Source organism: Streptococcus sp. HMSC36C04 (assembly GCF_001839535.1).
Taxonomy (GTDB): domain Bacteria; phylum Bacillota; class Bacilli; order Lactobacillales; family Streptococcaceae; genus Streptococcus; species Streptococcus hominis.
Map to the genome: position 1 here is coordinate 35,767 of NZ_KV841587.1, position 21,408 is coordinate 57,174.

Genomic DNA, 21,408 nt, shown 5'->3' on the forward strand with positions numbered 1-21,408 from the left:
TATGAAAAATATCATTGAAGTTCAGCATTTAAAGTATAAATACGATCATCATGTAGATGATTATATTCTCAAGGATGTGACGTTTCACGTGAAACAAGGAGAGTGGCTGTCTATTGTGGGGCATAATGGCAGTGGCAAGTCTACGACGATTCGTTTAATAGATGGCTTGTTGGAGGCAGAAAGTGGCGAGATTATCATTGATGGAGATAAATTAACTCTTGAAAATGTATGGGAAAAGCGCCAGCATATTGGGATGGTTTTTCAAAATCCAGATAATCAATTTGTGGGGGCGACTGTTGAGGATGATGTTGCCTTTGGTTTGGAAAATCAAGGGATGGATTACCAAACGATGTTTGACAGAGTTCAAGAAGCATTAGACATTGTTGGAATGCAAGATTTTAAAGAGCGTGAACCTGCAAGACTTTCAGGTGGGCAAAAGCAGCGCGTGGCTATTGCTGGTGTGGTTGCTTTGCGTCCTGACATCATTATTTTAGATGAAGCAACTAGTATGTTGGATCCGGAAGGGCGTTTAGAGTTGATCCAGACAGTTAAAAAGATTAAAGATCGACATGGAATGACTGTTATTTCTATCACGCATGATTTGGATGAGGTGGCTCTTAGTGACCGAGTTTTGGTGATGAAGGAAGGTCAGGTGGAATCAACCAGCACACCAAGTGAGCTTTTCTCACGAGTGGATTTAGAAGATTTAGGTTTAGATGAACCTTTTACAAATCAAGTAAAGGAAACTTTGCTGAATTCAGGCTTTCAATTGCCAGAGCGCTATTTAACAGAAAAAGAATTGCAGGATTATTTATGGGAATCACTTTAGAAAATGTAAGTTATACTTATCAAGCAGGCACTCCCTTTGAGGGTCCTGCCCTTTTTGAAGTCAATTTAGAAATAAAAGATGGCTCATATACTGCTTTGGTTGGTCATACAGGTAGTGGGAAATCAACTATTTTACAATTGCTGAATGGGCTTTTAGTCCCGACTGAAGGAAGTGTTGTGATTGATGATGTCAAAATTACTTCCACATCTGTAAACAAAGATATTAAACAAGTACGTAGAAAAGTAGGATTGGTTTTTCAGTTTGCTGAAAGTCAGATTTTTGATGAGACCGTTTTAAAAGATGTTGCTTTTGGTCCACAAAATTTTGGAATATCAAAGGAAGACGCTGAACGTGTAGCACGTGAAAAATTAACTCTTGTCGGAATTTCAGAAGAATTATTTGAACGAAGCCCGTTTGAACTGTCTGGGGGACAAATGCGTCGAGTAGCCATAGCTGGTATCCTAGCCATGGAGCCAGATATTCTTGTATTGGATGAGCCAACAGCAGGCTTAGATCCTGCTGGACGAAAAGAATTGATGAGTTTATTTAAACGATTACATGAAGCAGGAATGACCATTGTTTTGGTAACGCATTTGATGGATGATGTCGCTAATTTTGCAGATACGGTTTATGTGATGGAAAAAGGAAGATTAGTCAAAAGCGGAGAGCCTCGGCAAGTTTTTCAAGATGTAGCATTTATGGAAAGTATTCAACTAGGAGTCCCCAAAATTACAAAATTTGTACAAGAATTAAAAAATAGAGGGTTAACTCTTCTGTATTTACCTATCACCATAGAAGAATTTAAGGAGTTACTACATGGATAGTATGATTTTGGGGCGATATGTTTCTGGAAATTCAATCATTCATCGATTAGATCCTCGCAGTAAACTTTTGTCAATGTTTTTCTTTATTTTAATTATTTTTTTGGCAAATAATATTGTAACCAATGGACTACTATTCGTCTTTACAATAGTATTAGTTGGACTTTCCAAGATTCCTTTAGGCTTTTTCCTTAAAGGATTAAGATCTATGGTCTTTTTGATTGCTTTTACTACTTTGTTTCAACTACTTTTTACATCTGATGGCACGACTTTATTTCAATTTGGCTTTATTAGAATTACTGAAGTAGGTCTGGCTCAAGCGGGTATCATTTTTAGTCGTTTTCTTTTAATTATTATATTCTCTACCTTATTGACTTTAACAACAATGCCACTTAGTTTGGCAGACGCAGTTGAATCATTATTGCAGCCTTTAGTAGCATTAAAGGTACCCGTTCATGAAATAGGGTTGATGTTATCAATGAGTTTACGTTTCGTTCCTACTTTGATGGATGATACGACACGGATTATGAATGCTCAAAGGGCGCGTGGGGTTGATTTTGGTGAAGGAAATATTGTTCAAAAAGTAAAATCAATTATTCCGATTTTAATTCCGTTATTTGCTTCTAGCTTTAAACGTGCGGATGCTTTGGCAACTGCTATGGAAGCGAGAGGTTATCAAGGTGGTGTAGGAAGAAGTCGTTATCGTCAATTGAGGTGGAAAAAAGCAGATACCCTTTCTATTTTTATTATGTTTGCTTTAGGTTTGATGTTATTTTTCTTAAAAAGTTAAAAAACTTATATTATTGTTAGCTAAAAAACGCCTTGAAGGGCGTTTTTTGCGTATAAAATCAATATTTCTGTAATCTTTGTAATACAATTATAAGATTAAAGTAATATTTTATGTGTAATATAGTATTATACGAAAAAAGGAGAAATTGATATATACATGAATACAAAATCAATGAAATGGACTTTATCAGGACTTTTTACGGCAGTTGCTTTTTTTGCAACGGGAGCTATTGCAAGTGCTGAATCTTATACTGTTAAATCAGGTGACACTTTATCAGAAATCGCTAAAGAAAAAAACACATCAGTTGAAAAAATTGTTGAGCTCAATAAAATTGAAAATCCTGACTTGATTAAAGTTGGGCAAATTTTAGAACTTGATGAAGAGAAAAATTCAGAAGTTTCAACAGAAACTACAACAGAAGAAGCTGTAACTTATGAAGATGTGACATATAACGCACCTGCTGCTTCCACTACCTATTCGCAACCGGCTGCAAACACTTCTTCAAATGTTGTTCTTCCTAATGGAAATACTGCTGGTGCTACGGGATCTTATGCAGCTGCTCGTATGGCAGAATTGACAGGTGTCCCAGCATCAACTTGGGAACATATCATTGCTCGTGAGTCAAACGGACAAGTAAATGCTTATAACCCATCAGGAGCTAGTGGTCTTTTCCAAACAATGCCAGGTTGGGGGTCAACAGCAACAGTAGATGATCAGATTCAATCTGCTTACCGTGCTTATAATGCTCAAGGTCTTTCAGCTTGGAACTATTAAGCAAAATTTTATGATAAATGAGTAAACAAAAAGACGAATCATTGAGTAAAAGATGATTCGTCTTTTTCTATGAGTGATTGGCTCAGCAAACATAGTTGTTTGTTTTAGAATCTTTGATTGTATATTGTAAAGATGGTTTACAATTCATGTAAAGTATTATTTACCAAAGCCGTTAAAATTTTCTGAGGTGAATCTGAGATAAAATCTGCCCCATTGTCAGTTAATTCTTTCTTGTTTCCAAATCCCCACAGAACTCCTAAAGTAGCAATTCCGACTGATTTTCCACCAATCATATCAAATTTTGTATCCCCAACAATGATAGATTGCTTAAGATTAGCATGAGAATTATTTAAAGCACGAGTTATAACATCTGCTTTATGATAAGAATTTGGAAGAGAGCCGAAGATACCATTGAAATGTTTATCAATTTCTAGGTATTGTGCCATTTTATGAGCCATTGGTTCATTTTTACTAGTGATAATATAGACATGGTAATCCGAATGTTCTAATTCTAACAACAGTTCTTTTATACCTTTGTAAAGTTGAGCTTCAAAAACACCGTTATTTTTATAGTATTCTCTAAAGAGAGCAATAGCTTGATTGACATTGGTCTTTGGCACTACAGAAGCGAAACTAACTTCTAAAGGTGGTCCAATGAAAGTATCCAGCTCTTTGCTATCAACGGCTTTGATATTTAGTGAAGTGAATGCGTACTGGAAAGCATTCTTGATTCCTACAGAACTGTCAACAAGTGTTCCATCTAAATCGAAAAAAATATATTTAAAATTTTGCATAGTCTAAATTCATGTTTACAGAGTTGTAAACTTTTTCCTTTTTTGGAGAAAATTATTCTCCAAAAATTTTTTTGGACAATCTACGACCAGTAGGTGTAGCTGCCAATCCACCTTCAGCAGTCTCACGGAAGGCAGTTGGCATACTTGCTCCAACTTGATACATAGCGTCAATCACTTCGTCAACGGGAATTTTTGATTCAATACCTGCTAAAGCCATATCAGCGGCAATGAAAGCGTAGCTAGCTCCCATAGCATTTCGTTTGACACAGGGAACTTCTACTAATCCTGCAACGGGGTCACAGATTAATCCAAGCATATTCTTAATCACAAAACAAATCGCCTGGCTGGCTTGAAATGGGGTACCACCTGCTGCCAAAACAAGTGCTGCTGAACTCATGGCTGAGGCTGATCCAACTTCTGCTTGACAGCCCCCTTCAGCTCCTGAAATAGAAGCATTATTAGCGATGACTAGACCGAAAGCTCCAGCTGTTAATAAAAAGTCTAGTTGTTGTTTTTCAGTAAGGCTTAATTTTTCGATAGCAGATGTAAGGACAGCGGGTAAACAACCAGCACTTCCTGCTGTTGGTGTTGCACAGACCAACCCCATTTTAGCATTGTATTCATTGACAGCAATAGCATTTTTAGCTGCCGTCAAGACAGTATAGTCCGAAAGAGTTTTTCCTGATTGAATATATTTGTGGAGTTTGGCTGCATCGCCACCTGTTAAACCACTCCGAGATTTACTTTCATCTAATCCCATAACGACAGAAGCTTTCATAACTTCTAGATTTCTAGTCATCAAGCGTAAGACTTCATCTCGTTCACGACCTGTCAGTTCGTATTCAGTAGCAATCATAAGTTCGGCAACGCTACCCTGAAAGTCTAAATCTGCTTGCTCCACTAATTCTTTGATTGAATAAAACATAAACTCTCCTATTTAAAGAAATTGACATTATGAAGTTTAGGAATTTTCTTGATTTCCTCAATAGCTCCATCACAGCTGCGACTGTCAACTTCAATGATCATAATTGCTTTTTCACCTGCTTTTTCTCTTGTGACATTCATCTGTGCGATATTGATGTTATAACGAGAAAGTGCTTCAGTAACATGAGCAATCATTCCAGGTACGTCCTGGTGAACGATAATGATTGTTGGAGTGTTCATGCTGAGTGAAATAGAAAAACCATTTAATTCAGTTACCTGAATATTTCCACCACCAATAGAAATACCAGTAACACTAATCGTTTTGTGGTCGTTTTTTACGGTGATTTTAGCTGTATTTGGGTGTGGAGCATTGCTATCTTTTTGAATAGTCCAGACAATTTTAATCCCTCTTTTATGAGCAATTTCTAGGCTATTTGGAATATCAGGGTCATCTGTATCCATTCCGAGAATCCCAGCTACAAGAGCCAGGTCTGTACCATGTCCCCGATAAGTTTTCGCAAAAGAATTAAATAGTTGGAATTCAACTTCTGTTGGTTCGTCATCAAAGATAGACGAGACAATTTTTCCGATACGAACAGCTCCTGCAGTATGACTACTAGATGGACCAATCATAACAGGTCCAATAATATCAAAAACAGATTGAAATTTTAGTGAGTTCATTGTAATTCCTTATAAGTTCATTAGCTTCATTATATCAAAATTCAGTATTTTTTGTTTGATAAAATAGATGTGATATAAATTCTAGACCATCTTTAAGGTCACTTTTCTTATAGTAACCTTAAAGCAAAGAAATATAGGGTGAATTTTAGTCTCTCTTCAATTTGCCTGTAATATTTTTAATGAAAGGTAAAAACAATAGTAATAATTAAGGTATATGATAGTTCTATCACAGAAAAGGAGAATTTAAATGATTTTGAATTTAAAGAATACAAATAAAAAAATGAAAGTAGGTTTAATGAGCTTAGCAGCAACAGCGCTGTTCTTTCTTCCTACACTTGCAAACGCGGATAGTTATACAGTGAAATCTGGAGATACACTTTCAGCTATTGCTGCATCACATAATACAACAGTTGATAAAATTGCTCAGAAGAATAAAATTAGCAATATTCATCTGATTAGTGTTGGGCAGGTATTGGAGTTAGATGACACCGCTACAAGTACTACAACTGCGGAGTCAAGTAATTCTGCAACTACCACATCTGGTCTGAGTGCTGAAGATGCAGCTGCAAAAGAATGGATTGCGCAAAAAGAATCAAGTGGCAGTTATACAGCCCAAAATGGACAATATTATGGTCGTTACCAATTGAGTTTATCTTACTTAAATGGTGACTTGTCAGCAGAAAATCAAGAAAAAGTAGCTGATGCTTATGTAGCAGGTCGTTATGGTTCTTGGTCAGCTGCAAAGACTTTCTGGTTAGCAAATGGCTGGTATTGATGAATACAAAAAATGATTGAGGTTGGGACAAAATGTCTCAACCTTTTTGTGATGAAAGCAAGGCTTTAATATAGTAGTTTACGACTAAAAGCACCATTTTCAGACTGTAGATAGAGGCTGAAAGTTGCTCACTAGATTCGCCCTTTTGATAGAATCTCTATTGTTTCATTCACTGATTTAATAGTTTATCCACTGAATTTTTAGTTTACAGTAGTGTAAAGTTATTGATGTCTGGTTATTGAAATTTGTTCTTAAGGTTATTTCGTGTTATAATAAACCTTGCTCTAAGCGACCTTCAATCGTTGAAAGCAAAACACGACCTTCAATCGTGAAATAACGAAAAGATGGGAGAACACTATGAGTGATCATTCTAAAACACGTGTCGTTGTCGGAATGAGTGGCGGTGTGGATTCGTCAGTTACGGCTCTTTTGTTAAAGGAGCAGGGCTATGACGTGATCGGCATTTTCATGAAAAATTGGGACGACACTGACGAAAATGGGGTCTGTACGGCTACAGAGGACTATAAAGACGTAGCAGCTGTGGCAGACCAAATTGGCATTCCCTATTATTCTGTCAACTTTGAAAAAGAGTATTGGGATCGCGTTTTTGAATATTTCTTAGCTGAATATCGAGCTGGTAGAACCCCGAATCCAGATGTCATGTGCAACAAAGAAATTAAGTTCAAAGCTTTTTTGGACTATGCTATGACATTGGGAGCGGACTATGTGGCAACAGGTCACTATGCGCGTGCAAAGCGCGATGAAGACGGAATTGTTCATATGCTGCGAGGAGTGGATAATGGCAAAGACCAGACTTATTTCCTTAGTCAATTATCACAAGAGCAGCTGCAAAAAACGATGTTCCCGTTGGGACATTTAGAAAAGTCTGAAGTTCGAGCTATTGCAGAGAAAGCAGGATTAGCTACTGCTAAGAAAAAAGATTCAACTGGCATCTGCTTTATTGGTGAGAAAAACTTTAAAGAATTCCTAGGAAACTATTTACCGGCTCAACCTGGTCGCATGATGACAGTTGATGGTCGAGATATGGGTGAACATGCTGGTTTAATGTATTATACAATTGGTCAGCGTGGTGGCCTTGGCATTGGTGGTCAGCATGGCGGGGATAATGAACCTTGGTTTGTAGTGGGTAAGGATCTCAGTCAAAATATTCTTTATGTTGGTCAAGGTTTTTACCATGACAACTTGATGTCAACGAGTCTTGACGCTAGTCAAGTACATTTTACAAGAGAAATGCCAGCTGAGTTTACTATGGAATGTACAGCTAAGTTTCGTTATCGTCAGCCAGATTCTAAGGTTACAGTAACTGTAAAGGGTGACAAGGGAATTGTCAACTTTGCAGAACCTCAACGTGCTATTACACCTGGACAAGCCGTTGTATTTTATGATGAAGAAGAGTGTCTTGGTGGTGGCTTGATTGACAATGCCTATAAAGATGGTAAACTTCAACAGTATATTTAGATTGACATTTTTTAGCAATCTGCTAAAATGGATATAGCAATAACTATGATGGTCAAAGCTCATGGATGTTGCAGGCTTTTTGTCCTGCACTTCTAGAGGTTTGACTTTTTTGGTGAAAAAATAAGGAAAGAAAAGATGACACACAATTTTACTGAAAGTTATGATATTGTCGTAATTGGCGCAGGGCATGCGGGTGTTGAGGCTTCGTTAGCAGCAAGCCGGATGGGCTGTAAAGTTTTGCTTGCGACAATCAATATTGAAATGCTAGCTTTTATGCCTTGTAATCCGTCTATTGGAGGATCTGCTAAGGGGATCGTTGTACGTGAAGTGGATGCTCTAGGTGGAGAGATGGCTAAGAATATAGATAAAACTTATATTCAAATGAAGATGCTCAATACTGGGAAAGGTCCAGCAGTTCGTGCTCTTCGTGCGCAAGCAGATAAGGAACTTTATTCTAAAGAAATGCGCAAGACGGTTCAACATCAAGAAAATCTCACTTTGCGTCAAACTATTATAGATGAGATTCTAGTTGAGAACGGGAAAGTCGTTGGTGTGAAAACAGCCACGCACCAAGAGTTTGCTGCACAGGCAGTTGTCGTAACAACCGGTACAGCTCTGCGTGGAGAAATTATTATTGGAGATTTGAAGTATTCTTCTGGTCCTAATCATAGTTTAGCTGCAATTAACTTAGCAGACAATTTACGTGATTTAGGGTTTGAAATTGGGCGTTTTAAAACAGGGACTCCACCACGTGTGAAAGCCTCTTCTATCAATTATGAAGAAACGGATATTCAGCCTGGAGATGAAAAAGCGAACCACTTTTCCTATACTTCTCACGATGAGGATTACCTCAAAGATCAGATTCCTTGTTGGCTAACTTATACTAATGGAAGAAGTCATGAAATTATTCAAAACAACCTTTACCGTGCACCAATGTTTTCAGGAATGGTGAAAGGTGTAGGACCACGTTACTGCCCGTCAATTGAAGACAAAATTGTTCGTTTTGCAGATAAAGAGCGTCACCAACTTTTCTTGGAGCCAGAAGGGCGAGATACAGAAGAAGTTTATATTCAGGGGTTGTCAACGAGTTTGCCAGAAGATGTTCAAAAAGATTTAGTGCATTCTATTAAGGGACTTGAAAATGCTGAATTGATGCGAACTGGCTATGCGATTGAATATGATATGATTATGCCACATCAGCTTCGTGCTACTCTAGAAACTAAGAAAATCTCAGGTTTGTTTACAGCTGGGCAAACGAATGGGACGTCTGGTTATGAAGAAGCAGCGGGACAAGGCATTGTTGCAGGAATCAATGCAGCTCTAAAAGTTCAAGGAAAACCGGAACTGATTTTGAAACGCAGTGATGGTTATATTGGGGTCACGATTGATGACTTGGTCACTAAGGGAACGGTAGAGCCGTATCGTCTTTTGACTAGTCGAGCCGAATATCGTCTCATTTTACGTCATGACAATGCGGATATGCGATTGACTGAAATTGGACGTAAAGTAGGATTGGTTGATGATGAGCGCTGGCTGCGTTTTGAAATTAAGAAACATCAATATGAAACTGAAATGAAGCGTTTGAATTCTATTAAATTAAAGCCAATTAAAGAAACGAATGAAATGGTTGAAAAATTAGGCTTTAAACCATTGACAGACGCAGTTACAGCGAAAGAATTTTTGCGTCGTCCAGAAGTTTCGTATGAAGATGTTATCAATTTTATTGGTCCAGCAGCTGAAGTTTTAGATGAAAAGATTATTGAATTGATTGAAACTGAAGTTAAATATGAAGGCTATATTTCTAAAGCATTGGATCAGGTTGAAAAAATGAAGCGCATGGAAGAAAAACGCATTCCAGCAACTATAGATTGGGATGATATTGATTCTATTGCTACAGAAGCTCGTCAGAAGTTTAAGAAAATAAATCCAGAAACTATTGGTCAGGCTAGCCGGATTTCTGGTGTCAATCCTGCAGATATTTCTATTTTGATGGTTTATTTGGAAGGTAAATCACGAAGTATTTCGAAAAACCAGGAAAAAACAAAAAAATAATGATGAAGATACTTGTTCAATAGTATGAACAAGTATCTTTTTCGTGAAAAATGTTTGACAAGTTTGTAAACTATTGAGTTAGTAAAGTTGAGAAAACAGTGACAGAACTTGTTTTTCCTTGTAAAGTAGACCAAGTGGTAATAGAAAGATTGATGTCTAACAAGATATTTGGCTTGCTTTATACAGGGAAAGCTCGCTTTTTTAGAGCTTTTATGGTAAAATGGCGGTTAAGAGGTTTATGATGGAAAAATTTCGTTTTACTCCAATCCATTTTGTAATCATGGGTGTTATTTCCTTTGGAATTTTAGCTATTTTATTAAGAGTTCTTGGTAGCGGCATTTTGATGTTAGTTGTGCTTTTTTTGGTGCTGGCTATTTTGATTTTTCTATTGATTTTCCAACAAAAAAGTTATGAACTTAATGAAGTAGAACAAATCCAGTATGTAAACAATCAAGCAGAAAACAGTTTGGCGTCATTACTTGAAAGGATGCCAGTTGGTGTTGTGAAAGTAGACCAAGCATCTGGAAATGTTGAATGGTTTAATCCCTATGCGGAGTTGGTTCTCACCAATGAAGATGGTGAGTTTGATATGGATTTACTGCAAAAAATTACCAAAACACCATCTGAGGGTGCTGGGTCGTATGCAACAATTGGGGATACAAAATATTCGGTCTACTTAGATCATGCTTCAAGTGTGTTTTACTTTTTTGATGCATCTAATGAGTATGAAGCAACTTCAGAATTAGTAACGACGAGACCAGTTATTGGTATTATTTCAGTCGATAATTATGATGATTTAGAGGACGTCGTCTCAGATTCAGATATTAGTCATATTAATAGTTTCATCGCAAAGTTTGTTGCTGAATTTGCCGAAAAATACGCCATGTTTTCTCGTCGTGTGGGGATGGATCGTTTTTATATTTTTACAGATTACACAGTTTTGGATCAGTTAATGCAAGATAAGTTCACAGTGATTGATCAGTTTAGGGAAGAGGCGAAAAAGCGGGAAATTCCTCTTACTTTGAGTATGGGATTTTCGTATGGAGATAGCAATCATGAACAGATTGGTAAAGTAGCTCTGTTAAACTTGAACCTTGCTGAAGTTCGTGGTGGTGATCAGGCTGTTGTAAAAGAAAATGATGAGTCAAAGAATCCAGTTTATTTTGGTGGTGGATCAGCTGCATCTGTGAAACGGACACGTACTCGCACGCGCGCTATGATGACTGCTATTTCAGATAAGATTAAAAGTGTGGACCAAGTTTTTGTGGTTGGGCATAGAAATTTGGATATGGATGCACTGGGCTCTGCTGTTGGAATGCAAGTATTTGCTAGCAATATTATTGATCAGACCTATGCTGTCTATGATCCTCATCAAATGGCTGCTGATATTGAGCGAGCAGTTCATAGATTGCAAGATGAAGGAGAGACCAATCTTCTTTCGGTCGCTGATGCGATGACAATGGTAACGAATCGCTCTTTACTAATCATGGTGGATCATTCAAAAACAGCTCTGACCCTATCAAAGGAATTTTATGATTTATTTCATCAAATTATCGTCATTGACCACCATAGAAGAGACCAAGATTTTCCAGAAAATGCCATTATTAGCTACATTGAAAGTGGAGCAAGCAGTGCTTGTGAATTAGTGACAGAATTGATTCAATTCCAAAATTCTAAGCATCGACGTTTGAGTAAAATGCAAGCTAGTGTATTGATGGCTGGAATTATGCTGGATACGAAGAAATTTTCTTCGCGTGTCACTAGTCGAACATTTGATGTAGCAAGTTATTTGCGCACGCGTGGAAGTGACAGTGTAGCCATTCAGGATATTTCTGCCACAGACTTTGATGAGTACCGTGAGGTGAATGAGCTAATTTTAAATGGTAAGAAAATCTTGCCAAATGTACTTGTAGCCACTGGAGCAGAAGAAAAATGCTATGATACAGTTGTTATTAGTAAAGCTGCAGATGCTATGCTAGCTATGTCGGGAATTGAAGCGAGTTTTGTTGTCAGCAAAAATAAACAAAATAGTATATCGATATCTGCTCGTAGTCGTAGTAAAATCAATGTACAGCGGATTATGGAAGAACTGGGTGGAGGCGGTCATTTTAACTTGGCAGCAGCGCAAATCCCTGACCAGACAATCGCACAAATCATCCAACGGTTGAATGAAATTATTGTTCATGAAGTACTAAAAGATAAGGAGTTAAAGAAATGAAAGTAATTTTTTTAGCAGATGTTAAAGGAAAAGGGAAAAAAGGCGAGATTAAAGAGGTGCCAACTGGTTATGCACAGAACTTTTTGATTAAAAAAAATCTTGCAAAGGAAGCAACTGCTGCAGCTATTGGTGAACTTCGTGGTAAGCAAAAATCAGAAGAAAAAGCGCATGCAGAAATGTTAGCTGAAGCACAAGCCATTAAGGAAAAGCTGGAAGCAGAAAGTACAATTGTTGAATTTACTGAAAAAGTAGGACCAGATGGACGTACTTTTGGTTCTATTACCAATAAAAAAATTGCTGAAGAATTGCAAAAGCAATTTGGAATTAGGATTGATAAACGATTGATTCAAGTCAAGAATCCTATTCGTTCTGTTGGCTTGATTGATGTGCCAGTGAAAATTTATCAAGATGTGACTAGCGTTATCAATTTACGTGTAAAAGAAGGTTAATAAAGAAGATTATTTTTTGAGAGAGGAGGTCTTATGGCAGATATTGATGAATTGCGAGTACAGCCGCAAGACATTTTGGCAGAACAATCTGTTTTAGGTGCGATTTTTATTGATGAGAGTAAGCTAGTTTTTGTTCGTGAATATATCGAGCCAAACGACTTCTTTAAATATGCTAATCGCTTAATTTTTAAAGCGATGATTGACTTGGCAGAGCGAGGTGATGCCATTGATGCGACAACTGTTCGTAATATTTTGGACAGTCAGGGTGATTTGCAAAATATCGGTGGCTTGTCTTACTTGGTTGAAGTGGTCAATTCAGTGCCGACTTCTGCCAATGCTGAATATTATGCTAAGATTGTCGCAGAAAAAGCTGTTTTGCGCCGGTTGATTTCGCGGCTGACAGACTCTATCAATCTAGCTTATGATGGCTCTAGTCCTGCAGATGAAATCATTGCTGGGGCTGAAAAAGCGCTGATCGATGTTAGTGAAAATGCTAGTCGAAGTGGCTTTAAAAATATTAAAGAGATTTTGAATCTTAACTTTGGCAGCTTGGAAACGCGGTCTCAGCAAACTTCTGATATTACAGGGATTGCGACAGGTTATCAAGACTTGGATCACATGACTACGGGTTTGCATGAAGAAGAGTTAATCATCGTGGCAGCTCGTCCAGCGGTTGGTAAAACAGCTTTTGCTCTCAATATTGCTCAAAATATTGGAACAAAGCTAGATAAAACAGTCGCTATCTTTTCTTTAGAAATGGGGGCAGAAAGCCTAGTAGACCGAATGCTGGCAGCAGAGGGGTTAATTGAATCACATTCAATCCGTACAGGGCAACTGACGGATGAAGAATGGAGCAAGTATGCGATTGCACAAGGAAATCTAGCAGAAGCTAGTATTTACATTGACGATACGCCAGGAATTCGGATTACAGAAATTCGTTCGCGTGCTCGAAAATTAGCGCAAGAAACAGGAAATCTTGGATTGATCTTGATTGACTACTTGCAGTTGATTACAGGGACTGGTCGAGAAAATCGTCAGCAGGAAGTTTCTGAAATCTCTCGTCAATTAAAGATTTTGGCAAAAGAGTTGAAAGTGCCAGTCATTGCGCTGAGCCAATTGTCACGGAGTGTGGAACAGCGTCAGGACAAACGGCCTGTTTTGTCAGACATTCGTGAGTCGGGTTCTATTGAGCAGGATGCAGATATTGTTGCATTTTTATATCGAGATGACTACTATGAACGCGGCGGTGAAGAACCTGAAGGGCTTCCAAACAACAAGGTTGAAGTGATTATCGAAAAGAACCGTAGCGGTGCGCGTGGTACGGTAGAATTGATTTTCCAAAAAGAATACAATAAGTTTTCAAGTATTTCCAAGAGAGAGGAATAAACAATGAGTGATGCATTTACAGATGTTGCAAAAATGAGAAAAATTAAAGAAGAAATCAAAGCCCATGAGGGCAAAATGGTAGAAATGACTCTTGAAAATGGTCGTAAACGTCAAAAAAATAAGCAAGGGCGCTTGATTGAAGTTTATCCTTCTTTGTTTATCGTTGAATATACAAGTAATGGAGGTCAACCGGGTGAGATTGAAAATACTTATGTCGAATCTTATACTTATTCAGATATTTTAACAGAGAAAAATCTCATTCATTATTTGGATTGAGAATAAATTTGTTTTAATGGCGAAAAACTGCTTTGATGTGATGTAGCTGGAGTGAAAAATGATTAAAAATCTAGTTTTTGATTTTGGCAATGTTTTAATTGAATGGAATCCCGCTAAGATTTTAGCTACTTTTGTAGAAGATGAAGAAGACCGGAAGTGCGTCAAAGCTGCTATTTTTGATTCGGGGTTCTGGGCTCAGACAGATACTGGACAATTAACTTTGGAAGTAGCCATTCAGGCAGCTCAAACATTGCTAGATAGTTCTTACTCTGCTACTGTTGAAGCCATTTTTACTCATTGGTATGAGATAGTGGATGTTTATTATCAGCTACAAGAGAAAATTTTTGAATGGGCTCAGCTGGGATATGGCATTTATATTTTGTCTACTACAAGTGAGATATTTTATGCAGTTGAAAATGCAGGTTTATTACCGATGACGAAAGTGTTGACTGGTAAAATCCTTTCTTACGAAGTAGGGTGTGCAAAGCCAGATAAAAGTATCTATCAAAAGTTACTAGCTCAATACGCATTACAAGCTAATCAATGTGTGTTTATAGATGATCTACAGGTTAATTTAGATGTCGCTAAAAGTCTAGGATTTGAAACTATTTTAGCAACATCTGAACAGCAAAATATAATTGCGATAGAAGAATTGTTGAAAAAGAAAGGTTATTTTCATAGAAAGAAATAATCTGGTAAAATCCGTCTTTACAGATAGGATTTTTTTTGATATAATGGCTTTTGTGTGAAATAGCAGCAGGAGAGCATGAAGCTCGTCAACAGAACATTAGCTATAAAAGTAGCCTTGGCTGTTTAGGCGAAAATGTTCTGCACGAATCAGGGCTTTCTAAGTGACTATTTCCTCAAATTATTATTTTTACAGGAGGACATGTTTATGTCACGTTATACAGGACCATCTTGGAAACAAGCTCGTCGTTTGGGTCTTTCACTTACAGGTACAGGTAAAGAATTAGCACGTCGTAACTACGTACCAGGTCAACATGGACCAAACAACCGTAGTAAATTGTCAGAATACGGTTTGCAATTGGCTGAAAAACAAAAACTTCGCTTCACTTACGGTGTAGGTGAAAAACAATTCCGTAACTTGTTCGTACAAGCAACTAAAATCAAAGGCGGAATCCTTGGTTTTAACTTCATGCTTCTTTTGGAACGCCGTTTGGATAACGTTGTTTATCGTCTTGGACTTGCAACAACTCGTCGTCAAGCTCGTCAATTCGTAAACCATGGTCATATCCTTGTTGACGGAAAACGTGTAGATATTCCTAGCTACCGCGTATCTGTTGGACAAGTGATTTCAGTTCGTGAAAAGTCACTTAAAGTACCTGCAATCCTCGAAGCTGTTGAAGCAACTCTTGGACGTCCAGCGTTCGTATCGTTTGATGCTGAAAAATTAGAAGGTTCATTGACTCGCCTTCCAGAACGCGATGAAATCAACCCAGAAATCAACGAAGCACTTGTCGTTGAATACTACAACAAACAACTTTAATCAATGGATTATCAGAAGTTGGGATTTCCCCAGCTTCTTTTTTGTTATAAAGATTACGAAAAAAGTCCTAGAGACCTTGTGTGTGCTACTAGGGCAGGTATAGGAAATATTCTAATACAGCATTTTTAAAAGGAAATCTGCCATTTGTTCGGGGCTTTCTTTTTTTCCTCTGGAAATCCACATTTGACAGACACCAAAAAAGGCATTTGTGAGATAAACATAACTGTACTCTTTTTCTAATTGGCTCAGCAATTTGCTATTGAAGTGATCTTGTAGGTCTTCAGCTAGCATAATTTGGAATTTATGGCGTAAAAAAGTTTGGATTTCTTTGGTTCCGTTTTCTGTCAATAGGGCAGAAAGGAGAGATTCACGTGTGAGAAAATCAAAAACTTCTATAATGGCACTGCGCTTATTTTGGGCATACTTATCAAAAATGTATTCTAACTTATGAAAAAGTTTTTGCTGATAATGCTCAATCATGTCATATTTATCTTTGTAGTGTGTATAAAAACTGCTGCGACTGATACCAGCCGTTTTTGTCAACTTGACAGTGCTAATCTGATCGAATGATTCGTGTTCCAGTAGCTCTACCATAGCGTTTTCAATAATCATTTTTGTTTTTTGACGTTTGTTACTTTCTACCATTTTACCTTTCTCTTTTGAACAATTTTATACAACGTGTCTAAAAATGAAATTTTTCTCTTGTGAAAAATTTCAGAAACTGTATAATCTATTATATCAAATATTTAGACAATGTGTATAAAAATATTTCAAAAATTAAAATTTTTATACAGAGTGTCTAAGATAGAGGAGAAAAAATGTTCAAAGAATGGAAAGCAATTTTCAAAAAACCAATTTTTGTGATTGTCATGATTGGTGTTTCCTTGATTCCTGCTCTTTATAATGTAATCTTTTTGAGCTCCATGTGGAATCCTTATGGTAAAGTTTCAGAATTGCCAGTAGCGGTTGTGAATAAAGACCAACATGCGACATTTAACAACAACACCTTATCTGTTGGCGATGATATGGTGAAAAGTCTTAAAAAGAATGATGCTTTGGACTTTCATTTTGTATCTGAAGGAAAGGCTAAGAAGGGATTGGAGAAAGGTGATTATTATATGATAATCACGCTTCCAAGTGATTTGTCTCAAAAGGCTGCTAGTATTCTGGATAATAAGCCGCAAAAGATGCAGATTGATTATCAAACATCTAGCGGACACAGCTTTATTGCCAGCAAGATGAGTGACTCAGCTATGACGCGGCTTCAACAAACTGTCGCTAACAATGTGACAAATACATACACGACATCTCTCTTCAAGAGTATGAATAGCTTGAGGAAAGGCATGACAACAGCTGCTTCTGGTAGTGGTCAACTCGCTTCTGGCGGTCAACAATTAAAAGACGGTAGTCAAACCTTGACAGATAATTTGAATACTTTATCTAGCTCTAGTATGACGTTTGCAGACGGCGCTAATACATTGACGACAGGTTTGGGGACCTATACGCTTGGTGTGCGTCAGCTTTCAGACGGAATTGGTACGCTATCGACACGCCTTTCAGCTTATACGTCAGGTGTCGGTCAATTGGCTTATGGGTCAGATACGCTTTCAAAAGGTCTGACAGACTATACAAATGCTGTTGGTCAATTAGCTTCTGGGTCAGATATATTATCAAAAGGTCTGATAGACTATACAAGTGCTGTTGGTCAATTGGCTGACGGCTCAGGGCAATTATCAGATGGCTTAACTACCTATACCAATGGTGTGGCCAATCTTGCAGGTGGTGCAAATCAATTAAACAGTCAATCGCAAAACTTATTGGCTGGTGTTAATCAATTGAGTGCTTCTAATGAAGAAATTCAAAAATTATCAAGCGGTGCGCATCAATTAGCTACGGGTCTGAACACGTTAATGACGACTGTTCAACAATCTGGCATGACTGCTGAACAAGTTCAAAAGCTACAGGATTTGCAAGCAGGTTTAACTGCTGTGCAAACCGCTCTTTCAACTGGATCAGACTTATCAGCTGCCAAAGCAAGCATGACAACTGCTTTAAGCGATATGGAAACGGCTGTGAACACGCTTGCCAATAGTGCGACGACAGACAAGACTACGATTGCAACTAACGTGGCTGCTACAGCTGCTTATCAAAAGTTAAGTGCTAGTGAGCAGGCAGAAATCAATGCTGCGATTTCGCAAACTCCAAGTCAAACTGCTACGACTGCGGCAAGTCTATTGACAAATATTCAAGCGCTCAAGACGCAAGTGACGAACTTGCCAGAGCAATCTTCTAATCAACAAAGCGCAGCTGTCATCGGACAAGCAAAAGGTGCGCTTTCAGAGCTTCAAACGAGCGCACAACAATCCCAAGCAAAAATCCTTGCAGCTTTGCAACAATCAAATGCGGGTGCTAATCAAGTAGCAGCAGGTATTGACCAATTGCAAACGAGCTTAGCAACAGGTGCTGGTCAATTGGCAAAAGGTGTAACCGACTACACCAATGGGGTTGCGCAGATAACAGCAGGAGCTAATACCTTATCTAGTAAGAATAGTCAATTAACATCCAGCATGGCGAAAATCAGTTCAGGTTCTAAGACCTTGGCTGGTAAGAATGAGCAGTTGACGTCTGGCATGGCGAAAATCAGTTCAGGTTCTAAGACTTTGGCTGGTAAAAATAGTCAATTGACATCTGGTATGGCAAAAATCAATTCCGGAGCTAATCAATTGGCGGCTAATAATGGTCAAATCGACGCTGGCTTAGCAAAATTGGCAGACGGAGCTAGTCAATTAGTGAACAATTCTGCTACACTCGTGTCAGGAGCAGGCAAACTGTCTGACGGAGCTAGTCAAATTGCAAATGGTTCTACGAAGTTAGCAGACGGTAGTTCAACTATCACGTCTAATCTGGGAACACTTGTGTCGGGTGCGGATACCTTGACAGCAGGTTTAACAGACGCCAAAGACCAATTATCCACGGTGACAACCAATAAAGCCAACGCCAAGGCGCTTGCAAATCCATTGACAACGAAGAAAACAGATAAAGACCATGTTGGTAAAAATGGTATCGGTATGGCTCCATATATGATTTCTGTGGCACTTTTTGTAGCAGCGATTTCAACCAATATCATTTTTAACACGTTGCCTTCTGGTAAGAAACCTCAGACACGTATGGAATGGCTGAAAGCACGTATTCAGGTCAATGGTGTTATTTCTCTCTTGGCAGGTTTATTGGTGTACGGTGCGGTACACATGATTGGCTTAACTGCTAACCACGAATGGGCAACGCTTGGTATCATTCTTTTGACCAGCATGTGCTTCATGGCTGTGGTGACGGCTCTGGTAACGTGGGACACCAAGCTTGGTGCTTTCATTTCCTTAATCTTGTTGTTGCTGCAACTCGCCTCTAGTGCGGGTACTTACCCATTGCCATTGACGGATAAGATTTTCCAAGATGTCAATCCTTGGATGCCAATGAGTTACTCTGTTTCGGCTTTGCGTCAAACAATTTCGATAACAGGGCAAGTCGGTGGACAAGTTGCTTTCATGACAGTTGTTCTGCTGCTCTTTGTCGGTCTTGGTTTCTTGGTTTACAATCCAAATAAAAAAGAATTAGTCTAATCTAAAAGCTCTTGTATCTTGAATACAGGAGCTTCTTTTTCAAATTAAACCAAAGTGAGCAAGGGCGTACGGAATACCGTTTTCATCATTGGAGCGCGTGATGAAAGTGGCTGCTTCTTTGACGGTTGCTTGGCTATTGCCCATTGCAATGGGATAATCTACTGTCTCAAACATGGTCAGGTCATTGAGTCCGTCTCCGAATGCGTAAGTCGGTGCTTCGTCTGCCAGCAAGGTCAGCAGGTGTTGAATCCCAGAGCCTTTGTTACAACCGTGCGGCGTGATGTCTATCGAGTAGGGGCTGTTACGGAAAAAGTGCAGTTCAGGGACTTCTGTCTGATACTGGGTGTCTTTTTCAGGCTCCTCACTAAAAATGAGCAACATCTGACAAGGCTGATTTTGATAAATGGTCGGACCGACTTGGGGCAGGTCTTGATGAAAATAGCGGAAATTCCGCTGAACAGTCAGACTGAGCGCCGTCACACGCATTTCTCCTTGCGAATAAAAACCGAGGTCGTGTTCATTTTCCTTTGCCAGTTGCAGGAGCTTGAGGATGCTGTTTTGTGCAATTCGTCCTTCAAACAGGAATTGCTTTTCATGGAGGATTTCCATGCCATTTAGCAAGATAGCGGAATGAATCCCAGCGTCTTCCAGAACTGTCCCCATTTCTCCGCGCCCGCGCCCCGTACAGATAATAGGCAGAAAGCCGTTGGCTCGTAGTTGAGCAATGGCTGTTTTGTTGTCTGCTGGGACTTGTCCTTGGCTATCAACCAAGGTGCCGTCAATATCAAAAAATACAAATCCGTTGTAAGTCATTTGCTTCTCTGTCTCCTTTAAGGTGCTGAAGTTCCACGTGAAACATGAGAGAAAGGGGAAGTACGATGCTGTTTGACTTCTTTTTTCAAGTTTTCGAGCAAGGTCGTTTCTTCTGTCAGCTCAAGCAACTGGAGACCTTTCTGGATAAGGTCGTCGTCTCTTTGGCAAATACCCAGACGAACCTGAGCAAAGCCGAGCTTGTCGTATCGTTTTGTTTGCTTGGCGAGCGGTAAGATCATCTCGGTGATACGCTGGCAATCGTCAAGGCGGTTGTTGTAAAGGTAGATGGTCGAAAGGTTGGCTAAAATGGAGAATTGTGTACTGTGAATTTCTTTGTAATGCTTATACCTGTTGAGACTGGCTAAGATTTTTTCCGTTATATTTTGAATAGTTTCTAGTGGGAAGAAATAAAGAATGACACTTAGTAAATTTAGGTCACTTTCATAAAAAGTATCTCGTTTTTCTAAATCTGTCCATAACTGTTGAGCTAAAACTTGTGCTTGACTACTGATTTTATTTTTTCTAATTTCAATTAGTATATTTGCCATACGCAAAATATTGCTAATGGGAATATCATGATGAGCTTTCAAGTAGTCTTCACACTGTTTGGTTAAATCCAGTAATTGTTCTGTTTCAACGACAGACAAATAATTTTTAAATTGTAAGATGATCTTCATTCTGTGATTTGAATGATAATAATCACAAATATATTCAAATTCCCCAAAGCTCATGTCAATCTGGTGGAGCAGAAATTCCATGGTTTCATAGCTGGGAACGGATTGGTTGCTTTCAAACTTGGAAAGATTGGAGCGCGAAATCCAATCTCCGCAAATCTCTTGCTGGGTGATTCCCTTTGCTTTTCGAATTGTCTTGTAAACTGTGCCAATATCCCAACGCATAGGCGACTCCTTGTGTTAAATATGAAATGTGAAAATAGTGGGCATTTTGTGAATGCCTTTTCATCATATTATATCATATAGATGAAAGGAGAAAAAGTGATGAAGAAAAATACCTTTTCTGCTTCTGCGTTCCATTAAGGACTGTGTGTTCAAACTGTTTTGAAAGTGGTTAATCCTCTTTTTCAGAAAATTTCCTATAATTTCCCATTCATGTTATACTAAATGAGATGATTTTTCTGGATTTCGTTGGCTGATGAGGTGAGGCGAGACAATTTCATTTCGTCCGCGCAGCTGACAAGGCAAACTGATTGTCGTTCACTCCGT

The 21,408-nt window shown here is 38.5% G+C and carries 20 protein-coding genes; 14 read left to right on the forward strand and 6 right to left on the reverse strand.

Going from position 1 to position 21,408, the window contains the following annotated elements:
* Window position 1 precedes the first annotated feature (1 nt).
* The 4 genes from HMPREF3249_RS03140 to HMPREF3249_RS03155 all read left to right on the forward strand — a co-directional run bounded on the left by HMPREF3249_RS03140 (window position 2) and on the right by HMPREF3249_RS03155 (window position 3,214).
* Entirely contained in the window at window positions 2-829 is an 828-nt protein-coding gene (locus HMPREF3249_RS03140; protein ID WP_059221668.1) for an energy-coupling factor ABC transporter ATP-binding protein, read from the forward strand.
* Window positions 814-1,653 carry an energy-coupling factor transporter ATPase gene (locus tag HMPREF3249_RS03145; RefSeq protein WP_070867483.1) on the forward strand — a complete coding sequence of 280 codons (840 nt, stop codon included), beginning with the start codon at window positions 814-816 and terminating at the stop codon, window positions 1,651-1,653. Before HMPREF3249_RS03140 ends, HMPREF3249_RS03145 begins: the two co-directional genes overlap by 16 nt.
* Entirely contained in the window at window positions 1,646-2,440 is a 795-nt protein-coding gene (locus HMPREF3249_RS03150) for an energy-coupling factor transporter transmembrane component T family protein (RefSeq protein WP_059221666.1), read from the forward strand. Before HMPREF3249_RS03145 ends, HMPREF3249_RS03150 begins: the two co-directional genes overlap by 8 nt.
* A gap of 156 nt (window positions 2,441-2,596) precedes the next feature.
* On the forward strand, window positions 2,597-3,214 hold the full coding sequence (locus tag HMPREF3249_RS03155) for a LysM peptidoglycan-binding domain-containing protein (protein WP_003027878.1): 618 nt from the start codon (window positions 2,597-2,599) through the stop codon (window positions 3,212-3,214).
* A gap of 137 nt (window positions 3,215-3,351) precedes the next feature.
* On the opposite strand, the gene HMPREF3249_RS03160 is transcribed toward HMPREF3249_RS03155, so the two are convergent.
* Genes HMPREF3249_RS03160 through sdaAB form a run of 3 tightly spaced genes read right to left on the reverse strand, consistent with a single transcriptional unit; the run spans window position 3,352 to window position 5,613 of the window.
* Window positions 3,352-4,008, reverse strand: a complete 657-nt coding sequence (locus HMPREF3249_RS03160) for an HAD hydrolase-like protein (protein ID WP_070867484.1) — start codon at window positions 4,006-4,008, stop codon at window positions 3,352-3,354.
* A gap of 52 nt (window positions 4,009-4,060) precedes the next feature.
* Complete coding sequence (sdaAA, locus tag HMPREF3249_RS03165) at window positions 4,061-4,933, reverse strand: L-serine ammonia-lyase, iron-sulfur-dependent, subunit alpha (RefSeq protein ID WP_049514052.1); 873 nt, start codon at window positions 4,931-4,933, stop codon at window positions 4,061-4,063.
* 8 nt (window positions 4,934-4,941) lie between these two features.
* On the reverse strand, window positions 4,942-5,613 hold the full coding sequence (gene sdaAB / locus HMPREF3249_RS03170; protein ID WP_059221662.1) for an L-serine ammonia-lyase, iron-sulfur-dependent subunit beta: 672 nt from the start codon (window positions 5,611-5,613) through the stop codon (window positions 4,942-4,944).
* 247 nt (window positions 5,614-5,860) lie between these two features.
* Between sdaAB and HMPREF3249_RS03175 the strand changes: the two genes are divergently transcribed.
* From HMPREF3249_RS03175 to rpsD, 9 genes are all read left to right on the forward strand, one after another.
* Complete coding sequence (locus HMPREF3249_RS03175) at window positions 5,861-6,388, forward strand: aggregation-promoting factor (protein ID WP_059221659.1); 528 nt, start codon at window positions 5,861-5,863, stop codon at window positions 6,386-6,388.
* A 333-nt stretch (window positions 6,389-6,721) separates the two neighbouring features.
* The gene (mnmA, locus tag HMPREF3249_RS03180) at window positions 6,722-7,867 is read left to right on the forward strand and encodes a tRNA 2-thiouridine(34) synthase MnmA (RefSeq protein ID WP_257362725.1); all 1,146 of its coding nucleotides are present in this window, start codon (window positions 6,722-6,724) and stop codon (window positions 7,865-7,867) included.
* 135 nt (window positions 7,868-8,002) lie between these two features.
* A complete protein-coding gene (gene mnmG, locus HMPREF3249_RS03185) occupies window positions 8,003-9,919 on the forward strand; it encodes a tRNA uridine-5-carboxymethylaminomethyl(34) synthesis enzyme MnmG (protein WP_070867485.1) in 1,917 nt (638 codons plus the stop codon).
* 241 nt (window positions 9,920-10,160) lie between these two features.
* The gene (locus tag HMPREF3249_RS03190; protein ID WP_059221655.1) at window positions 10,161-12,137 is read left to right on the forward strand and encodes a DHH family phosphoesterase; all 1,977 of its coding nucleotides are present in this window, start codon (window positions 10,161-10,163) and stop codon (window positions 12,135-12,137) included.
* Entirely contained in the window at window positions 12,134-12,586 is a 453-nt protein-coding gene (gene rplI, locus HMPREF3249_RS03195) for a 50S ribosomal protein L9 (RefSeq protein WP_059221653.1), read from the forward strand. The genes HMPREF3249_RS03190 and rplI overlap by 4 nt, the downstream gene beginning before the upstream one ends.
* 33 nt (window positions 12,587-12,619) lie before the next feature.
* On the forward strand, window positions 12,620-13,972 hold the full coding sequence (gene dnaB / locus HMPREF3249_RS03200) for a replicative DNA helicase (protein ID WP_059221651.1): 1,353 nt from the start codon (window positions 12,620-12,622) through the stop codon (window positions 13,970-13,972).
* A gap of 3 nt (window positions 13,973-13,975) precedes the next feature.
* Window positions 13,976-14,248 (forward strand): Veg family protein, encoded by a 273-nt coding sequence (locus HMPREF3249_RS03205; RefSeq protein ID WP_003027868.1) that lies wholly within the window; start codon window positions 13,976-13,978, stop codon window positions 14,246-14,248.
* Window positions 14,249-14,306: 58 nt separating this feature from the next.
* Window positions 14,307-14,939 (forward strand): HAD family hydrolase, encoded by a 633-nt coding sequence (locus tag HMPREF3249_RS03210; protein WP_059221649.1) that lies wholly within the window; start codon window positions 14,307-14,309, stop codon window positions 14,937-14,939.
* 204 nt (window positions 14,940-15,143) lie between these two features.
* Window positions 15,144-15,755, forward strand: a complete 612-nt coding sequence (rpsD, locus tag HMPREF3249_RS03215) for a 30S ribosomal protein S4 (protein WP_003026749.1) — start codon at window positions 15,144-15,146, stop codon at window positions 15,753-15,755.
* A gap of 111 nt (window positions 15,756-15,866) precedes the next feature.
* On the opposite strand, the gene HMPREF3249_RS03220 is transcribed toward rpsD, so the two are convergent.
* Window positions 15,867-16,400 (reverse strand): TetR/AcrR family transcriptional regulator, encoded by a 534-nt coding sequence (locus tag HMPREF3249_RS03220; RefSeq protein ID WP_003027864.1) that lies wholly within the window; start codon window positions 16,398-16,400, stop codon window positions 15,867-15,869.
* Between the two features lie 173 nt (window positions 16,401-16,573).
* On the opposite strand from HMPREF3249_RS03220, the gene HMPREF3249_RS03225 reads away from it, so the two are divergent.
* The gene (locus HMPREF3249_RS03225) at window positions 16,574-19,372 is read left to right on the forward strand and encodes a YhgE/Pip domain-containing protein (protein WP_059221647.1); all 2,799 of its coding nucleotides are present in this window, start codon (window positions 16,574-16,576) and stop codon (window positions 19,370-19,372) included.
* A 39-nt stretch (window positions 19,373-19,411) separates the two neighbouring features.
* On the opposite strand, the gene HMPREF3249_RS03230 is transcribed toward HMPREF3249_RS03225, so the two are convergent.
* The gene (locus HMPREF3249_RS03230; protein ID WP_059221645.1) at window positions 19,412-20,185 is read right to left on the reverse strand and encodes a Cof-type HAD-IIB family hydrolase; all 774 of its coding nucleotides are present in this window, start codon (window positions 20,183-20,185) and stop codon (window positions 19,412-19,414) included.
* A 17-nt stretch (window positions 20,186-20,202) separates the two neighbouring features.
* A complete protein-coding gene (locus HMPREF3249_RS03235) occupies window positions 20,203-21,084 on the reverse strand; it encodes a helix-turn-helix domain-containing protein (protein ID WP_081317648.1) in 882 nt (293 codons plus the stop codon).
* Window positions 21,085-21,408: the final 324 nt, after the last annotated feature.